At 68.0% G+C, this 14,745-nt stretch carries 10 protein-coding genes; 3 read left to right on the top strand and 7 right to left on the bottom strand.

All coding sequences use genetic code 11. From position 1 onward, the window contains the following. Positions 1-81 precede the first annotated feature (81 nt). Positions 82-2,994, bottom strand: a complete 2,913-nt coding sequence (locus tag FHR66_RS04465) for a TonB-dependent receptor domain-containing protein (protein ID WP_167087470.1) — start codon at positions 2,992-2,994, stop codon at positions 82-84. Positions 2,995-3,718: 724 nt separating this feature from the next. On the opposite strand from FHR66_RS04465, the gene FHR66_RS04460 reads away from it, so the two are divergent. Both FHR66_RS04460 and FHR66_RS04455 read left to right on the top strand, forming a co-directional pair. Then, complete coding sequence (locus tag FHR66_RS04460; protein WP_167087468.1) at positions 3,719-5,119, top strand: serine protease; 1,401 nt, start codon at positions 3,719-3,721, stop codon at positions 5,117-5,119. Positions 5,120-5,254: 135 nt separating this feature from the next. After that, the gene (locus FHR66_RS04455) at positions 5,255-5,425 is read left to right on the top strand and encodes a hypothetical protein (protein ID WP_167087466.1); all 171 of its coding nucleotides are present in this window, start codon (positions 5,255-5,257) and stop codon (positions 5,423-5,425) included. 106 nt (positions 5,426-5,531) lie between these two features. Here FHR66_RS04455 and FHR66_RS04450 read toward each other — a convergent pair whose 3' ends face one another. The 3 genes from FHR66_RS04450 to FHR66_RS04440 all read right to left on the bottom strand — a co-directional run bounded on the left by FHR66_RS04450 (position 5,532) and on the right by FHR66_RS04440 (position 7,522). Continuing rightward, positions 5,532-5,705: a DUF1328 family protein gene (locus FHR66_RS04450; RefSeq protein WP_160948036.1), complete on the bottom strand. Its 174-nt coding sequence runs from the start codon at positions 5,703-5,705 to the stop codon at positions 5,532-5,534. A 163-nt stretch (positions 5,706-5,868) separates the two neighbouring features. Continuing rightward, positions 5,869-6,444 carry an N-acetylmuramidase gene (locus FHR66_RS04445; RefSeq protein ID WP_167087464.1) on the bottom strand — a complete coding sequence of 192 codons (576 nt, stop codon included), beginning with the start codon at positions 6,442-6,444 and terminating at the stop codon, positions 5,869-5,871. Positions 6,445-6,550: 106 nt separating this feature from the next. Continuing rightward, on the bottom strand, positions 6,551-7,522 hold the full coding sequence (locus tag FHR66_RS04440) for a lipase family protein (RefSeq protein ID WP_167087462.1): 972 nt from the start codon (positions 7,520-7,522) through the stop codon (positions 6,551-6,553). 327 nt (positions 7,523-7,849) lie between these two features. Between FHR66_RS04440 and FHR66_RS04435 the strand changes: the two genes are divergently transcribed. After that, complete coding sequence (locus FHR66_RS04435; protein ID WP_167087460.1) at positions 7,850-8,338, top strand: pyridoxamine 5'-phosphate oxidase family protein; 489 nt, start codon at positions 7,850-7,852, stop codon at positions 8,336-8,338. 54 nt (positions 8,339-8,392) lie between these two features. Here the strand turns inward: FHR66_RS04435 and FHR66_RS04430 are convergent, their stop codons facing one another. From FHR66_RS04430 to FHR66_RS04420, 3 genes are all read right to left on the bottom strand, one after another. Beyond that, on the bottom strand, positions 8,393-9,688 hold the full coding sequence (locus FHR66_RS04430) for a M50 family metallopeptidase (RefSeq protein WP_167087458.1): 1,296 nt from the start codon (positions 9,686-9,688) through the stop codon (positions 8,393-8,395). A 9-nt stretch (positions 9,689-9,697) separates the two neighbouring features. Continuing rightward, a complete protein-coding gene (locus FHR66_RS04425) occupies positions 9,698-10,735 on the bottom strand; it encodes an HDOD domain-containing protein (RefSeq protein ID WP_456361727.1) in 1,038 nt (345 codons plus the stop codon). A gap of 261 nt (positions 10,736-10,996) precedes the next feature. Beyond that, positions 10,997-14,590 carry a methylmalonyl-CoA mutase family protein gene (locus FHR66_RS04420; RefSeq protein ID WP_167087454.1) on the bottom strand — a complete coding sequence of 1,198 codons (3,594 nt, stop codon included), beginning with the start codon at positions 14,588-14,590 and terminating at the stop codon, positions 10,997-10,999. Positions 14,591-14,745: the final 155 nt, after the last annotated feature.

Genomic DNA, 14,745 nt, shown 5'->3' with positions numbered 1-14,745 from the left:
GGGCACGACGCAACGCCAGGCCCATGAAAAATCCGGCGGGCTCCGCTTCCCGCGGCGCCCGCCGATCTCTCGGCTGACCGCTCAGTTGAACGTGTAGTCCAGCGTCAGGAACATTTCCCGGCCGTTGTACTCGCTCGCGGTCTGCCCGGTGGGGACGAACTCGAAGCCGCCGGCGTAGTACGGAATCGCGCCGACCTTGTCGAAGATGTTCGACACCGCGAGCTTTGCGTGCAGATCCGGCGTGATCTGCAGGCCGACCGAGCCGTTCCAGGTGATCCACGCCGGCACGTGGCCCCGGTAGGTCGTGTCGGGCACGGTGACCTGATTGCCGTCCTGGGTGACCTGGCAGACGCCGGTGGAGACGGACTCGCCGCCATTAGGCACCGTGACCATGCCGGGCTGGATGCCGTTGGGCAGCACGTCGCAGCCGGCGTAGTTGGGGGCGCGCATGCGGCCGTTGCGCACGCCGGAGATCGACACGTTCCAGCGGCCCTTGGTCCAGTCGGCGATCCAGGTCATGCGACTGGCCACGTTCTGGTAGCGGGTGTTCTGCAGCGGATCCGAGGCCAGCACGCGCTGCTTGTACGCCAGGTTGTTGGTGTAGTTGATGCCCGCGCGGAAGTCGCCGTAGCCGTCGGTGTGGAACTTGTAGTCCAGCGACGCGTCGACACCGGCCACGTACAGCGAGGCTTCGTTGATCGGGCCCGATTGCACCGAGACGATCTGGCCGTTGGCGTCGCGCTTCACCATCTGCGTGACCATCTGGCAGTACTCCGATCCGGCCACGTGCGCCGTGTACGGCGACAGGCCCGAGGTCCCGTTCGGCTTCACGCCGGTCAGGCAACCCGCTTCGTCGGCCAGCACGGTGTCCTGGCCGAGGTACTGGATGGCGTTGTCCACGCCCATGTTCCAGTAATCGGCCGACACCGACAGCCCCTGCACGCCCGGCACCTGCCAGACGAAGCCGTAGGTCCAGGAGTGTCCGGTCTGCGGCAGCAACAGGCGGCTGCCGTTGGTGTAGAGCGTGTAGTACTGCGACCCGGGACGCTGCACGCTGTTGCACCAGGTGTTGTTGTTCTGACCGGCCTTGATCGCGTTCACGCACTGCAGCGGGTCGGCGTAGAAGCCCACCGGCGAGGTCGAACCGGTCAGGTAGATGGCCTGCATGTCCGGCGCCTTGAAGTTGGTGCCGTAGCTGCCGCGCAGCAGCAGACCGTCGTACGGCCGCCACTCCAGGCCCGAGCCCCAGGTGCGGGCGATGTCGGCGCGGCTGGCGTCGTTGTACTTGTCCAGGCGACCGGAGAGCGTCCAGGTCACCGACTCCAGCACCGGCACGCGGAACTCCGTGCCCAGCGAGAAGCGCTGCCGAGTGCCGGCACCGGTGAGATAGGCACCGAACGGGTTCTGGAACGTGGATGGATCCGCCGCGCGCGGGTCCGGCGACAGCTTGAAGCCGTTGTGCGCGGCTTCGAGCACCGCGGCCCAGCCCACCGACCGATCGGCCCACGGCAACTTGAACAGGTCGCCGTTGACGCGCAGCTGCGCCTGGTCGAGCCAGGACGAAGCGGTGTTCACGCCGGTCACCGCGAACTGGTCGTACTGCTGCGGCGTGATCGGGTTCCAGAACTGCTGCCAGTTGAACGCGTAGATCGGCAGGCCGTCCGCGGTGGTGCCCTGCTGCTGGCCGAGGAAGAAGGTGTTGGTGGCCTGGGCGTTGTAGCCGGTGAATTCCTCGCGGACGATGTACTTCTGGGTGTTGAGGTTGAGGTCCCAGTTGAAACGGCCGTCGAACACGGTGCCGCGCAGGCCCGCCTGCAGGTTCCAGTTGAGCTCGCGATCGTAGGTGTTGGCGCTGACGCCAATCTCGTTCTGGGTCAACTGGCGGATGACCTGTTTGACCGTCTGCCCGGTGGTCTGGTCGTAGAACGGACCGGCGCTGAACACGTTGAGCTGCGTGTTGGAGATGCCCACGGTCTGGTACAGGGCGGCCGAGCCGTAGAACTGCAGGCCGTTCTGGAAGTCGTATTCGCCCGACAGATAACCGTTGTTGCTGCGGCTGCCCGGGGTCAGCACCCAGTTCTGGAACAGCGCCGGCTGCGCGCAATAGAAGCCGTTGTCGGTGACGCCGGTGATCTGGGCGCCATTGGTGGTCACCGAGTGCGACTGGGCCAGGCGCGAATTGGTGAACTTGTCGCAGGTGCCGGAGGGCGGCGTGATGTAGTGGCCGTTGGCGTCGGTGGCCGACAGCGCGATCGCGCCGGCGGCATCGTACTGGTAGCCGAACATGCGCGAGGCCGGGCCCCATGCGCCGTAGCCCGCATCGGCCACGGAATCCTGGTAGGGCCGATCCATGCCCCACAGCGCGCTGCGGTTGGAGTGCTCCAGGTTGTAGGTCACGTGCCAGTTGCTGCCGGCACGGCCGCCGAAGTAGTTGATGTCGCCGTACTCGCGGCCGCCACGCGTCGCGCCGCCCGCGGTGACCTGCAGTTGGTTGCCCTCGTAGTTCTTCTTGAGGATCACGTTGACCACGCCGGCAACCGCGTCCGAGCCGTAGATCGACGACGCGCCGGAGGCAAGCACTTCGATGTGATCGATCATCCCGGTGGGGATGTTGTTGAAGTTCTGGAAGTTGCTCTGCTTGTTGAGCGGCTGCGGATAGTCGACCACGCGATGGCCGTCGATCATCAGCAGGCTGAAACCGGGGCCGAGCCCGCGCAGGTTCACCGACCGCGCATTGACCGAACTGGAGCCCCACGAGGCCGGATCGGACACCTGCTGGCCCACCTGCGGCAGCGAATCGAGGAATTCCCACAGCGTGGTGTAGCCCTGCTTCTTGATCTCTTCGCCGGTGATGGTGACCACCGGCGCGGGACCTTCGACCTCCACGCGCGGGATCATCGACCCGGTGACCGTCACCGCCTTGAGCTCGACCGGCTTGTCGGCCTTGCCGGGGCCGGTTGGCGGCGGCGGGCTGTCGGGCGCGGATTGCGCCATGAGAGAAGGCGCCCACAGCGCGAGCGCAACGGAACTGGCGATGAGTCCACGCCGGAAAGCGGTTCTGTTCATTGGTCTCCCCCCTCAGGAGCGATCGATGTTCGAAGTGATGCAAAGCCCCCCGATTCCCCTGGCCTTGCGCGGGCTATCCGCAAGGCGGTGCATACAAGAACGAGAAGTTCATATATGTAACGCCAGCGTTATAGGCCGAATTTGAATCGATGCAAGCTGCGCTGCAGCACCCCAGGTTCGATTTAAGTAATTGAATCTACTGAAATTTGTCGGAAAGCCTGCAGAAAGGTAGCCACGCTTCGAAACCGTCTTGGGCAGGCACATCCGGGCCTGTTTCATACGGCTTGGCAGGACGTGTCAGCGGCGGGTGACCGGACCGAAACAACATCGCCGGGCAGCGGTGTCGACGCGTCGATCAGGCTGCCCACGCACCCTGCGTTGATGTCGACGCCTAGCCGATGTGCAGCGCCGTGCGCCCGCTCTGCAGCGCCCATGAGCCATGCCGATGCAGCACGGCGACCCCGTAGTTCTCTCGCGCCATCACACGCAATGTGAGCAGCTGTCTACGAAACCGGCCGCCCGAGCGTGACGTCTGGCACGCAATCATCGTGGCGTCGCCCGTAGCCTCGGCAGGCACCCTGAACTCGGGTGCAATGAATCGCATCCGGTCCCCTGCCGGATGGTCTCGTCCCTCTTCGCAGAAGGAAGATCGATGAATCGCAAGCACGCGTTGTATGTGGCGTTGCTCGCCGGCATTGCCGGCATGTCCCCCGTCGCCATGGCTGCCACTCCCCCAGCAGCCGAGATGGACTCCGCCCCGGTCGAAGCACGCCCGGATGCCGCCGCGCTCGGTGGCGCGGAACTGCGCAGCCTTCCCCCGGGCAGCGCGCACGCACCGCGCCTGATCGAACTGGCCGCGCCCGACAGCAGCAAGGCCGCGGCGATGAAGCAGGCGCGCGGACAGCAGGTCAAGAACGGCCAGCCGCTGCAGATCGGCTTTTCCCGCGACGTCGCCAAGCCCGACATCAACCTGCGCCGGCTGAAGTGGCAGACCCTTCCCAACGGCGCGCAGGTCACCAGTTTCGAAATCGCCTCGACCGATGCGCAGGCGCTGCGCGCGGCGCTGCAACTCAGCGGCAGCGGCGCCCAGCCCGGCGATCCGCGCAAGGCGACGCTGCGCTTCGCCGGCGAGGACGGCCGCGTGTTCCAGCAGAGCGGCGCCGATTTCGCCGGCAGCCAGCCCGGCTGGTCGGCGGTGATCGCCGGCGCGCGCATGGTGGTGGAGATCGAACTGCCGGCGGGCCAGTATCCGCAGGGCTTCGCGCTGAAGATCCCGCAGCTGTCGCACCTGGACATCAGCCCGGTCGCCAGCGACACGATGATGCGGCCGATGATCGGCGAGAGCGATTCGTGCGAGCGCGACATCGTCTGCCGCGCCAATCCGAGCTCGGGCTTCACCTCGGCGGCCAAGTCGGTGGCGCGCATGACCTTCACCAGTGGCGGTAGCACCTACCTGTGCACCGGCACTTTGCTCAACAACAGCAACTCGCCGAAGAAAGCGATGTTCTGGACCGCGGCGCACTGCATCAGCACCCAGACCGTGGCCAACACGCTGCAGACCTACTGGTTCTACGACGCCACCACCTGCGGCGGCTCCACGGTCAATTCCAACTACACCACGCTCGGCGGCGGTGCCTACCTGCGCTACGCCAACACCACCCGCGACACCTCGCTGCTTGAGCTCAAGAGCGCCCCGCCCAGCGGCGCCTTCTATGCGGGCTGGAGCAGCTCGGCGATCGGCTCGACCGGCACCGCGATCGAAGGCATCCACCACCCGGCCGGCGACGTCAAGAAGTACTCGCTGGGCAAGGTCACCGCCCTGTCCACCTCCACGGACGGCAAGTCGCCGCTGTACCGCGTGCAGTGGAGCACCGGCGTCACCGAGGGCGGCTCGTCCGGCTCCGGCCTGTTCACCGTCAGCAGCAACGGCACCTACCAGTTGCGCGGTGGCCTGTATGGCGGCACCTCGTACTGCAGCGCGCCGAGCGATCCCGACTACTACTCGCGCTTCGCCGACGTGTATTCGTCGATCCAGCAATATCTGAGCCCGTAAGCCAAGGTCCGGGAGGGCCGTACTCCCGCACCTGCGCCTAGGACAGGCCGTCTCACACGGGCGGCCTGTCCGTTTCGCACGCCGATGGCGCACACCGGCTACACTCGACGCATTCCCCTCACCGGCAGATGCGCATTGGCCAAGCCCAACTACTCCTTCGAGAAACGTCAGCGCGAGCTGGCCAAGAAGAAACAGCAGGAAGAAAAGGAAGCACGCAAGCGCGAAGCGCGTGCCGCGGCGGCCAAGCCCGCCTCCGACGACGACACCGCTGCTCCGAACGCGACAGACACCGCCAGCGACGCCTAGGCCTAAAGCGGCGCAGCAGGCCCCTGCTGACCGCCGGAACACCGACGTCTACCGGCACCCTGTCTCGCGACGCACCCGCCTCGACGCGACATGCCCGGTGCTGCGCTCAGCTGACCTTCTTGGCCAGCATGGTGCCCAGCACGAACAGCACCAGGGCGATGGCGATGCCGGCCCAGAACAGGAACTTGGCGACGCCCATCGCCGCGCCCGCCACGCCGCTGAAGCCGAGCGCGCCGGCGATGAGTCCGATGATGGCGATGATGATGGCCCACTTGATCATGATGCGGTCTTCCCGAAACGAGGACAGGCGCACGCCATGACGACGTGCGATGACGCCGGCACAGGGCCGACGCTCGTCCGGGAGACTAGCCAGCGCGACATGCGCAGGCGGTGAAACGCGGATACACGCGCCGTGCACGCATGGCGCGGCGCGGGACCGACGCTCAGGCGGTGCCGGTCTGCGCCGGCGCCGCCCCATCCGCCGGCAGATTCGCCGGGAACCATTCCGCGCGGCGCAGCCAGCCGGCGAGGAACTTGGCGTCGACCGGACGCTCTGCCACCACGCGCTGGTAGTAGTCGATGCGCTGCTGCCGATACTGCGCATACACCTGCGCCGTGTCCACGCTGGCCAGGGCCGCTAGGGTGGTCGGCCCCATCTCCCCGTCGATCACCAAGTCCGTCGCGCCCAGTTGCTGCAGGATGCGCTGCAACAGCTTGATCGCCACGTCGCCGGCGTTGACGTAGAAATCGAACACGAGTTCGGCCAGGGGTTGCGAGGCGATCTGGTCGGCGCCGATCCTGTCCCAGTATTCGTGCTGGTAGATCGTCGCGGCCTGCTCGACGGTCAGCGCGCGCAACGCCTGCAGGGTCGGCGCCTCGCCCAGCAGTGTCTGCGCGCAGCGCTGGAACGTGGCCAGGGTGATGCCGTAATTGGTGGCACCGCCCGGATCGTCAGGATCGTCGACGAAGCCGCCTTCGAACCGCAGCAGCTGCGGGAGATACAGGTCGAACGAGGCCATGGCCAACTCCTTGCGATCGATGGGCGTTCCCGGCGGCGTGGCACACCCGACGGCGCCATGCAGTGCGCTGAGGTACGCGGGGCGCGCCGCCAGGCGGCGCAGACGCTCATGGCGTGGCTGCCTGTGGCGTCGGCGCGCCGTCCGGAAAGCCCAGCGCCTGCTCGGCCGCACGCGCGGTCAGCGCCATGTCCGCCCAGGCCGGATGCGGCGTGGTGGGCGGGATCTGGCTGCGCATCAGCCGCTGCGGATCGGTCTGGTCGGCAAAGGTGCCGCTCCAGGCCTGCGGCGTCTGCCACAGCGCATGCTGCAACACGACCTGCATGTTGGCGATGGAGTGCCGTGGCAACAGATGCGGGAACCAGGCGCCGTTGACGTCGTAGGCGGTCCGGAACGCCTGCCCCACCGGCGCATAGCCGAACGTGGACGGCGGCAGCGACGGCACGTAGTCCCAGTAGTTGTAGCAGCGCGTGCTGTCGGCTGCAGGAATATGCGCGGCATAGACCTGCTCCCAGCTCGCGTCGCCGACCATCGGGCTGCAGAAATTGATGTTGCGACTGGGCAGCGCCGGCCGGCTCAGCGCCAGGTCCAGCGAGAACAACTGGCTCAACGCGCCGCCCAGGCTGTGCCCGGTGACGTAGACCTGGGTCGGCGCGAAGTGCTCCAGCAGGGCGAACAACTGCTCGCGCATCGAGGCGCGCATGGCGCCGCCCCTGGCGTTGTAGATGCCGTAGAACCCGGCCGACACCTGCGGCGCCGGCGTGGCCGTGCCAGCGGCGGGGACGAAGGCGGTGGTGGAGAAGTCCAGGTCCTCGTAGATGTCCAGGTCCGAATCGGTGCCGCGGAACGCGAACAGATAGGTGCCGGCGGCGACCGTGGAGCGAAACAACAGGCCGAACAGCTCCTCGCTACCGCCCAGCGGATCGCCGTCCCAGCCGGACCAGCGGGCGACCAGGCGGTAGTCGGACGGCGCCGACACCGGCTTGCCTTCGTAGGCCGCGTAGGCGGCGATGCTGGCGGCGGCCATCGCCAGGGTCAGTTGCGGCGGCAACAGCGGTTGCGTCGCGGGAATCGCACTCATCGGCAAACATCCTGTCGGGCGGCGCGGCGTGCGCCGCGGAAGCCGGCACACGCTTTCCCTGCGGAACCGTGGTCCGTCCGCCACGCGGCGGCGGCCATCGGGCGATGACCGCACGGGCGGAGCGTGCGGTTTGATAGCACTGCCGATCACCATGATGCTTGGATGCGCATCGCAGCGCACATCGCCACCGCTGTATTTGTCTACAGTGCTCCGCATGCGGGCGCGCAGGCACCGCCTGTGCACACCGCTTGCACCGTTCCGTCACGGACCGCGCGCGCGCCTCCCGGCACAGTGCAGGCGGGCACTGTCGCCCGCTCGGAGATCCGCATGGCCAGCCCGCAGGAACTGGAAGAGAAATTCTGGAAGGCATTGAAGTCCGACCGCACCGTGATGCTGGGCCTGGACGGCGTCGAGGATGGCCACGCCCGCCCGATGACCGCACAGTTCGAGGGCGACAGCGGCGGCCCGATCTGGTTCTTCACCTCCAAGGACAACGCGCTGGTGCAGAAGCTGGCGCAGAGCCAGCGGGTGATCGCCGCGTTCAGCGCCAAGGGCCACGATCTGTTCGCCAGCATCAGCGGCACGCTCAGTGTCGACAACGACCAGGCCGTGATCGAGCGCCTGTGGAACGGCTATGTCGCAGCGTGGTACGAAGAGGGCAAGGAAGATCCCAAGCTGGCATTGCTGCGCCTGGATCCGGATCACGCGCAGATCTGGCTCAACGGCTCCAGCCTGATGGCCGGCATCAAGGTGTTGTTCGGCATCGACCCCAAGCGCGACTACCAGGACAAGGTCGCCGACGTACCGCTGCGCTGAGCGGCCGGCCGGCACTGCGCGCCAGCCGGCCGCATGCCGGCTGGCCATGCACAATCAGGGACGCGAGGTCAGCGGCAGCCGCTGACGGATCGCCTCGCGCAGCACGCGTTCGCATTGCCGGGTGGCGGCATCCACGTCGTTCTCGGCCAATGCCTCCGCGCGCGCCAATGCCGACAACGCGGCGCCCGTGTCGCCACGCTGCGCCGCCATCAGCGCCTGGCAGCGCGGACGCAACGCCGGACTCGTCCAATCGATCTCCGCATTCAGTGACGCATCCAGGGGATCGGCCTGGTCGGCGCCGGCCATGGCACGCGAGAACGCGAGTTCGCAGCGCAATAGCGCGACCAGGGTGTGCCAGGCTTCGGCGACCGGCAAAGGCAGCATCGCGACCTGCTCTTCGAAAACCGGCTGCAGGGCAGCGATCTGCGCCCACTCGCCACGGATCTGCATGGCTTTCAGCGTGAACCAGACATAGAAAAACCAGCCGTCGCCGTCCGCGAGCAGAGCCAGGCGGTGTGCCGGCAGCTTGTCCGCGGTGACGCCGCGCAGCGAGAGGCCATTGAGTTCGGCCAGCACCTCGGCCAGGGCGTCCGGATCGCGCCGCCGTGCATGCTTCAGCAACTTCAGGCCGTCGCTGCCGCCGAGCGCGCTCTGCAACGGCACCAGATTGCCCAACCCGACTGCCAGATTGAACACGGCTGCGCCGATGCAGAACGCGCCACTGCTGCTGCCCAGCCCCAGGCGCCATGCCAGGAATCCGCATCCGGCCGCCACCAGCAGGTTGGCCAGCGGACCTCCGGCGATCAGCACCAGATACTGCCGGCGCACTGCCGCATACGGGTTCGGCACCGCCAGCACGACGCCCGTGTTGTCGCCTTGCCGCGTGCGTTGCCAGCGGACCCGCCAGCCGCGGCGCCGCGCAAGCAGGTGCAGTGGGCCGACCCGCACCATGGACACGGTCATGCCGACCGCGCGCGCCGCCAACGCGTGTCCGCCTTCGTGGATCGCAATCGTGGCGAACACCGCCAGCGGGAAGATCAGCAGCATCGCCAGAAAGGGCGCCAGCGCCGACGTGACCACGTGCGCCAGGGCCATGCAGCCGGCGACCATCGCCAGGTTGCCGACAATGATCAGGACAAGGCGCACACCTTTGAGCACGGCGTCGAGCCAGGGCGGTGCGGCCCATGCGGTGCGCGTTTGGTCGATAGCGCTCATCCGCGTCCACCCCGTTGGAGCGCACCTCGCCCCGCCTCGCGCAGCACCCCACTGCGATCGCGCCCTGCCCCGCACTGCTGCTGTCGCGATCTGCCAAGTGCTTGCACGGTTCGCCGGCGCCGCCCGATCGCCCACGCGCCGCGACTAGCGGCGATAGCGCACCGCCAACTGCGCGGCCGCCGCGGCGCGCTGCCGGCGCAGGGCAAGGCCGAGCGGACTCATGGTCGCCACATCGGCATCGCCCGCCTGCTCTTCCAAGGCCCGCTGCACCCGCGGCGACAGCCCCCAGTCCGCAGAGATGGCCTTGGCGCAGTGCGCCGACCAGGCTTCCAGCATCTCGGTCATCGCCGCCGGCGTGGGCGTTGCCTCGGCGTGGCGCGCGTGGACATCGCGCAGCACCTGCACCACCGAGACCGCGCCCAGCCCGCACAGCAGCGCCAGCAACTGCGCGGCGTTCGCATCGTCGCGATCGGGCACCTGGGAGGCGGCATGCGCCGACAGCAGGGTGTGTTCCCACAGCACCGCCGCACAGCGGCCGAAGACGCTGCCGTCGTCGACGATCACCGGCTGCAGCAGCGCCGCCAGCACGATCTGGCGCAGGCCCTCGGTGCCGAGCAGAGCCACCGCCCGCTCCAGGTTCTCGATCGGCTCGGGATGGCGGCGGTAGACGACGCTGTTGGCGATGCGCAGCAGGTTGCCGGCCAGCGCCGGGTCCTGGCCCAGGATCGTGGCGATGGAATGCGCGCCGGCGGCCGGATCGTTGATCGCACGGGTGAGCTGCGGCAGCAGGTGCGGACGCCGTGGCGTGTAGCGCGGATGCGCGTCGATGCGCGCCAGCACCACGGCGGCATCGGCCATGACCGCCGGCGCGGCCGCCGCCGCTGCGTGCACCGGCCGGCCAGCGAACGCCAGCTCGCACAGGCTCGCCAGGATCGCGGCGTCCGGCACTGGATCCAGGCCGATCAGCGCCGGGTCGGCGAAGGGGTCGAGGCCCGGTTCCGCTGCGGCATCAGGCGCGGCCGGCGCGGCGCGTGCAAACGCTGCCGGCGCCTCGGGCAGATCGGCATCCTCGGCGACGGCACGCGCCTGCGGCGCCTCCGCCGCATCGCCACGGCCACGGCGCCACCACCACCAGAGTCCCGCCCCCAGCACCAGCGCAGCCGCGCTGATGGCAATCCACATGATCGGCACGATCGTCGTCATCCGCAAAACATCGCCAGGTCCCCGCGCCCAGCCACCGGTGCGCACCCACGTGGCACGCAACGCCATTCAAGCATGCCGCGCCGATTCGTGCGCGGCGGTACCGACCTGCGGCCGCAGGCACCCGCTGTGCGGGTGTCCTGCGCCGATCCGCGCGCGCGCATCGACACGCCGCGTCGCGGCGCCCATGTCACCCATCGCACCATGCAAGCGCCATGCCGGCAGCGCCCGACGCCGCGACGGCTACATGTTGCGCCGATACTCGCCGCCGACCTCGTACAGCGCGTGGCTGATCTGACCCAGGCTATGGGTCTTCACCGCCTCCATCAGCGCCGCGAACACGTTGCGGCGCTCGCGCGCGGCGCGTTGCAGCGCGCCCAGGCCGGCGCCTTCCGCGGCCAGCGCCAGCGCGTTGCGGCGCTGCTGCCAGTCGCGCACGTTGCCGATCTGCTGGTCCTTTTCCTGTTCGGTGGAGCGGATCAGCTCGATCTCGGTCGCGGTCTCGCCGGCGTGCTCCTTGGGCAGGAACGTGTTGACCCCGACCAACGGCAGGCTGCCGTCGTGCTTCTTGTGTTCGTAGTACAGGCTCTCTTCCTGGATCTTGCCGCGCTGGTACATGGTGTCCATCGCGCCGAGCACGCCGCCACGTTCGCTGATCGCCTCGAACTCCTTGTACACCGCCTCCTCGACCAGATCGGTGAGCTGCTCGACGATGAAGCTGCCCTGCCAGGGGTTCTCGCAGAAGTTCAGCCCCAGCTCCTTGTTGATGATCATCTGGATCGCCACCGCGCGGCGCACGCTCTCCTCGGTCGGCGTGGTGATCGCCTCGTCGTAGGCGTTGGTGTGCAGGCTGTTGCAATTGTCGAACAGCGCGTACAGCGCCTGCAGCGTGGTGCGGATGTCGTTGAACTGGATCTCCTGCGCGTGCAGCGAGCGGCCCGAGGTCTGGATGTGGTACTTCATCATCTGGCTGCGCTCGTTGCCGCCGTAGCGCTCGCGCATCGCCCGCGCCCAGATCCGCCGTGCCACCCGGCCGATCACCGTGTATTCCGGGTCCATGCCGTTGCTGAAGAAGAAGCTCAGGTTCGGCGCGAAATCGTCGATGTGCATGCCGCGCGCCAGGTAGTACTCGACGATGGTGAAGCCATTGCTGAGGGTGAAGGCGAGCTGGCTGATCGGGTTCGCCCCGGCCTCGGCGATGTGATAGCCGGAGATCGACACCGAGTAGAAATTACGCACCTTCTGCTCGACGAAATACTGCTGGATGTCGCCCATCATGCGCAGTGCGAATTCGGTGCTGAAGATGCAGGTGTTCTGCGCCTGGTCCTCCTTGAGGATGTCGGCCTGCACCGTGCCGCGCACGCTGGACAGGGTCTGCGCCTTGATCTGCGTATAGGTCCGCGCATCCACCAACTGCTCGCCGCTGACCCCGAGCAGGGCCAGGCCGAGGCCGTCGTTGCCCGGCGGCAGCTCTCCGTGATAGCGCGGGCGTTCGCGGCCTTCGAACAGCCGCGCCAGGGTCTGCTCGGCCTGCGCCCAGCGCTGCGCGTCGGCCTTGAGGTACTTCTCCACCTGCTGGTCGATGGCGGTGTTCATGAACATCGCCAGGATCATCGGCGCCGGGCCGTTGATGGTCATCGACACGCTGGTGGTCGGCGCGCACAGGTCGAAGCCGGAGTACAGCTTCTTCATGTCGTCCAGTGTCGGGATATTGACCCCGGAGTTGCCGATCTTGCCGTAGATGTCCGGACGCGGCGCCGGGTCCTCGCCGTACAGGGTGACGCTGTCAAAAGCGGTGGACAGGCGCGCGGCCGGCTGACCGACGCTCAGATAGTGGAAGCGCCGGTTGGTGCGCTCGGGCGTGCCCTCGCCGGCGAACATGCGGATCGGATCCTCGCCGGTGCGACGGTACGGGTACACGCCGCCGGTGTACGGATAGCTGCCGGGCAGGTTCTCCTTGCCGAGGAAGGTCAGCAGTTCGCCCCAGCTCTTGTAGCGCGGCGCGGCGATCTTCGGAATGGACTGATGGCTCAGCGACTGCCGGTAGTTCTCCACCCGGATCGGCTTGCCGCGCACCGCGTACTCGGTGACCGGATCGGTGATCGACTTCAGCCGTTGCGGCCACTCGCGCAGCAGCTTCAGCGACTCGTTGGACAGCGACTGCAAGGCATCGTTGTAGCGCTGGCGCAGCAACAGCAGGCTGGCGTCGACGGCGGCAGCGGAGGCCTCGGCGGACGTGCGCGGCGCCGGCAGCAGGTCCTGCGCCGCGTACAGTTCCAGTTGCGCCGGCAACTGCGGATCCTGCAGTTCGTGCAACGCCTGCCAGAACGCCTGCGCACGGTCGGCCGCTTCGGCCTGGCGCAGCACGCCGGCATTGAGGGCGCGACCCTGCTCGGCGATCTCGGCCAGGTAGCGCACGCGCGCGCCGGGAATCAGCACGGTGGCGCGCGGCTCCTTCAGCGTGGTGTCGAGCTGCGGGCGGAAATCGCAGTGCGCCTGCGCACCGGGCGAGCCTGCAGCGGCCTCGGTCTGCGCATCGAGCTTCTCGCGCAACAGGCGGCACAGATTGACGAACATCCAGCTCACGCCCGGATCGTTGAACTGGCTGGCGATGGTGGGATACACCGGGACAGCCTCGTCCTCCAGCTGGAATGCCGCGCGGTTGCGCCGCCACTGCTTGCGCACGTCGCGCAACGCATCCTCGGCGCCGCGCCGGTCGTACTTGTTCAGCACCACCAGTTCGGCGAAGTCGAGCATGTCGATCTTCTCCAGCTGGCTCGGCGCGCCATAGTCGCTGGTCATCACGTACACCGGGAAATCGACCAGATCGACGATCTCCGAATCGCTCTGGCCGATGCCGGCGGTCTCCACGATCACCAGGTCGTAGCCGATGCCCTTCAGCAGCGCGATGCAGTCCTTCAGCACGCGATTGGTGGCGGCGTGCTGGCGCCGCGTGGCCATCGAGCGCATGTACACGCGCGGGCTGCGCAGCGCGTTCATGCGGATGCGGTCGCCGAGCAGCGCGCCGCCGGTGCGGCGTCGGCTCGGGTCCACCGACACCACCGCGATGCGCATCTGCGGGAAGCTGGCCAGGAAGCGGTTGAGCAGTTCGTCGGTGACCGAGGACTTGCCGGCGCCGCCGGTGCCGGTCAGGCCGAGTACGGGCGCTGCGCGCCCGCTGCGGGACCCGGGACCCGGGACCCGGGACTCGGAAGGGCGAGGCAGGCCGGCTTGCCACTGCTTGCGCAGCAGGGCCAGTTCGGCCTCGGAGAACACGCCGTCTTCAATGGCCGACAGCATCCGGCCGATGCCGATCTCGTCGTCGATGCTGGGAATCGAGGTGCCGGCTTGTTCCGGGTCCCGGGTCCCGGGTCCCGCGTCCCGTGCGCGCCCGGCGCGCGCCACCACGTCTTCGATCATCTCCACCAGGCCCATCTTCATGCCGTCGTTGGGGTGGTAGATGCGCTCCACGCCGTAGGCCTGCAGCTCGGCGATCTCCTCGGGGGTGATGGTGCCGCCACCGCCGCCGAACACCCGCACATGGCCGGCGCCGCGCTCGCGCAGCATGTCCACCATGTACTTGAAGTACTCCACGTGGCCGCCCTGGTAGGACGACAGCGCGATCGCATCGGCATCCTCGTGCAGCGCCGCGCGCACCACGTCCTCGACGCTGCGGTTGTGGCCGAGATGGATCACCTCGGCGCCCTGCGCCTGGATCAGGCGGCGCATGATGTTGATCGCCGCATCGTGGCCGTCGAACAGGCTGGCGGCGGTGACGAAACGCAAGGGACTGGCGTCCGTCTGCGGCAACGGAACGCGGGACGCGGGAAGGCTCATCGTGCGCACATCGAAAAGAGAATGCCGCGATTCTAGGCGCGCAGCGCGACACGGGCAGGTTGCGCTGCAGCATGCGCGTCCACGCCGCGTGCCGCCGCGCCCGCCTATCCGGCGGATGAATAGGCTCTCCCGAGCGCGTCAACACCTCCCCGGGC

The sequence above is a fragment of the Xanthomonas sp. F4 genome (assembly GCF_011761895.1).
The sequence above is the reverse complement of the archived record's forward strand: the minus strand, read 5'-3'. Positions and strand labels throughout refer to the sequence as shown.

What these genes read in the sequence shown, in the direction of transcription:
- FHR66_RS04465 (WP_167087470.1), bottom strand. Translation starts at nt 2,994, where the DNA reads ATGGCGCAATCCGCGCCCGACAGCCCGCCGCCGCCAACCGGCCCCGGC.
- FHR66_RS04460 (WP_167087468.1), top strand. Translation starts at nt 3,719, where the DNA reads ATGAATCGCAAGCACGCGTTGTATGTGGCGTTGCTCGCCGGCATTGCC.
- FHR66_RS04450 (WP_160948036.1), bottom strand. Translation starts at nt 5,705, where the DNA reads ATGATCAAGTGGGCCATCATCATCGCCATCATCGGACTCATCGCCGGC.
- FHR66_RS04445 (WP_167087464.1), bottom strand. Translation starts at nt 6,444, where the DNA reads ATGGCCTCGTTCGACCTGTATCTCCCGCAGCTGCTGCGGTTCGAAGGC.
- FHR66_RS04440 (WP_167087462.1), bottom strand. Translation starts at nt 7,522, where the DNA reads ATGAGTGCGATTCCCGCGACGCAACCGCTGTTGCCGCCGCAACTGACC.
- FHR66_RS04435 (WP_167087460.1), top strand. Translation starts at nt 7,850, where the DNA reads ATGGCCAGCCCGCAGGAACTGGAAGAGAAATTCTGGAAGGCATTGAAG.
- FHR66_RS04425 (WP_456361727.1), bottom strand. Translation starts at nt 10,735, where the DNA reads ATGTGGATTGCCATCAGCGCGGCTGCGCTGGTGCTGGGGGCGGGACTC.
- FHR66_RS04420 (WP_167087454.1), bottom strand. Translation starts at nt 14,590, where the DNA reads ATGAGCCTTCCCGCGTCCCGCGTTCCGTTGCCGCAGACGGACGCCAGT.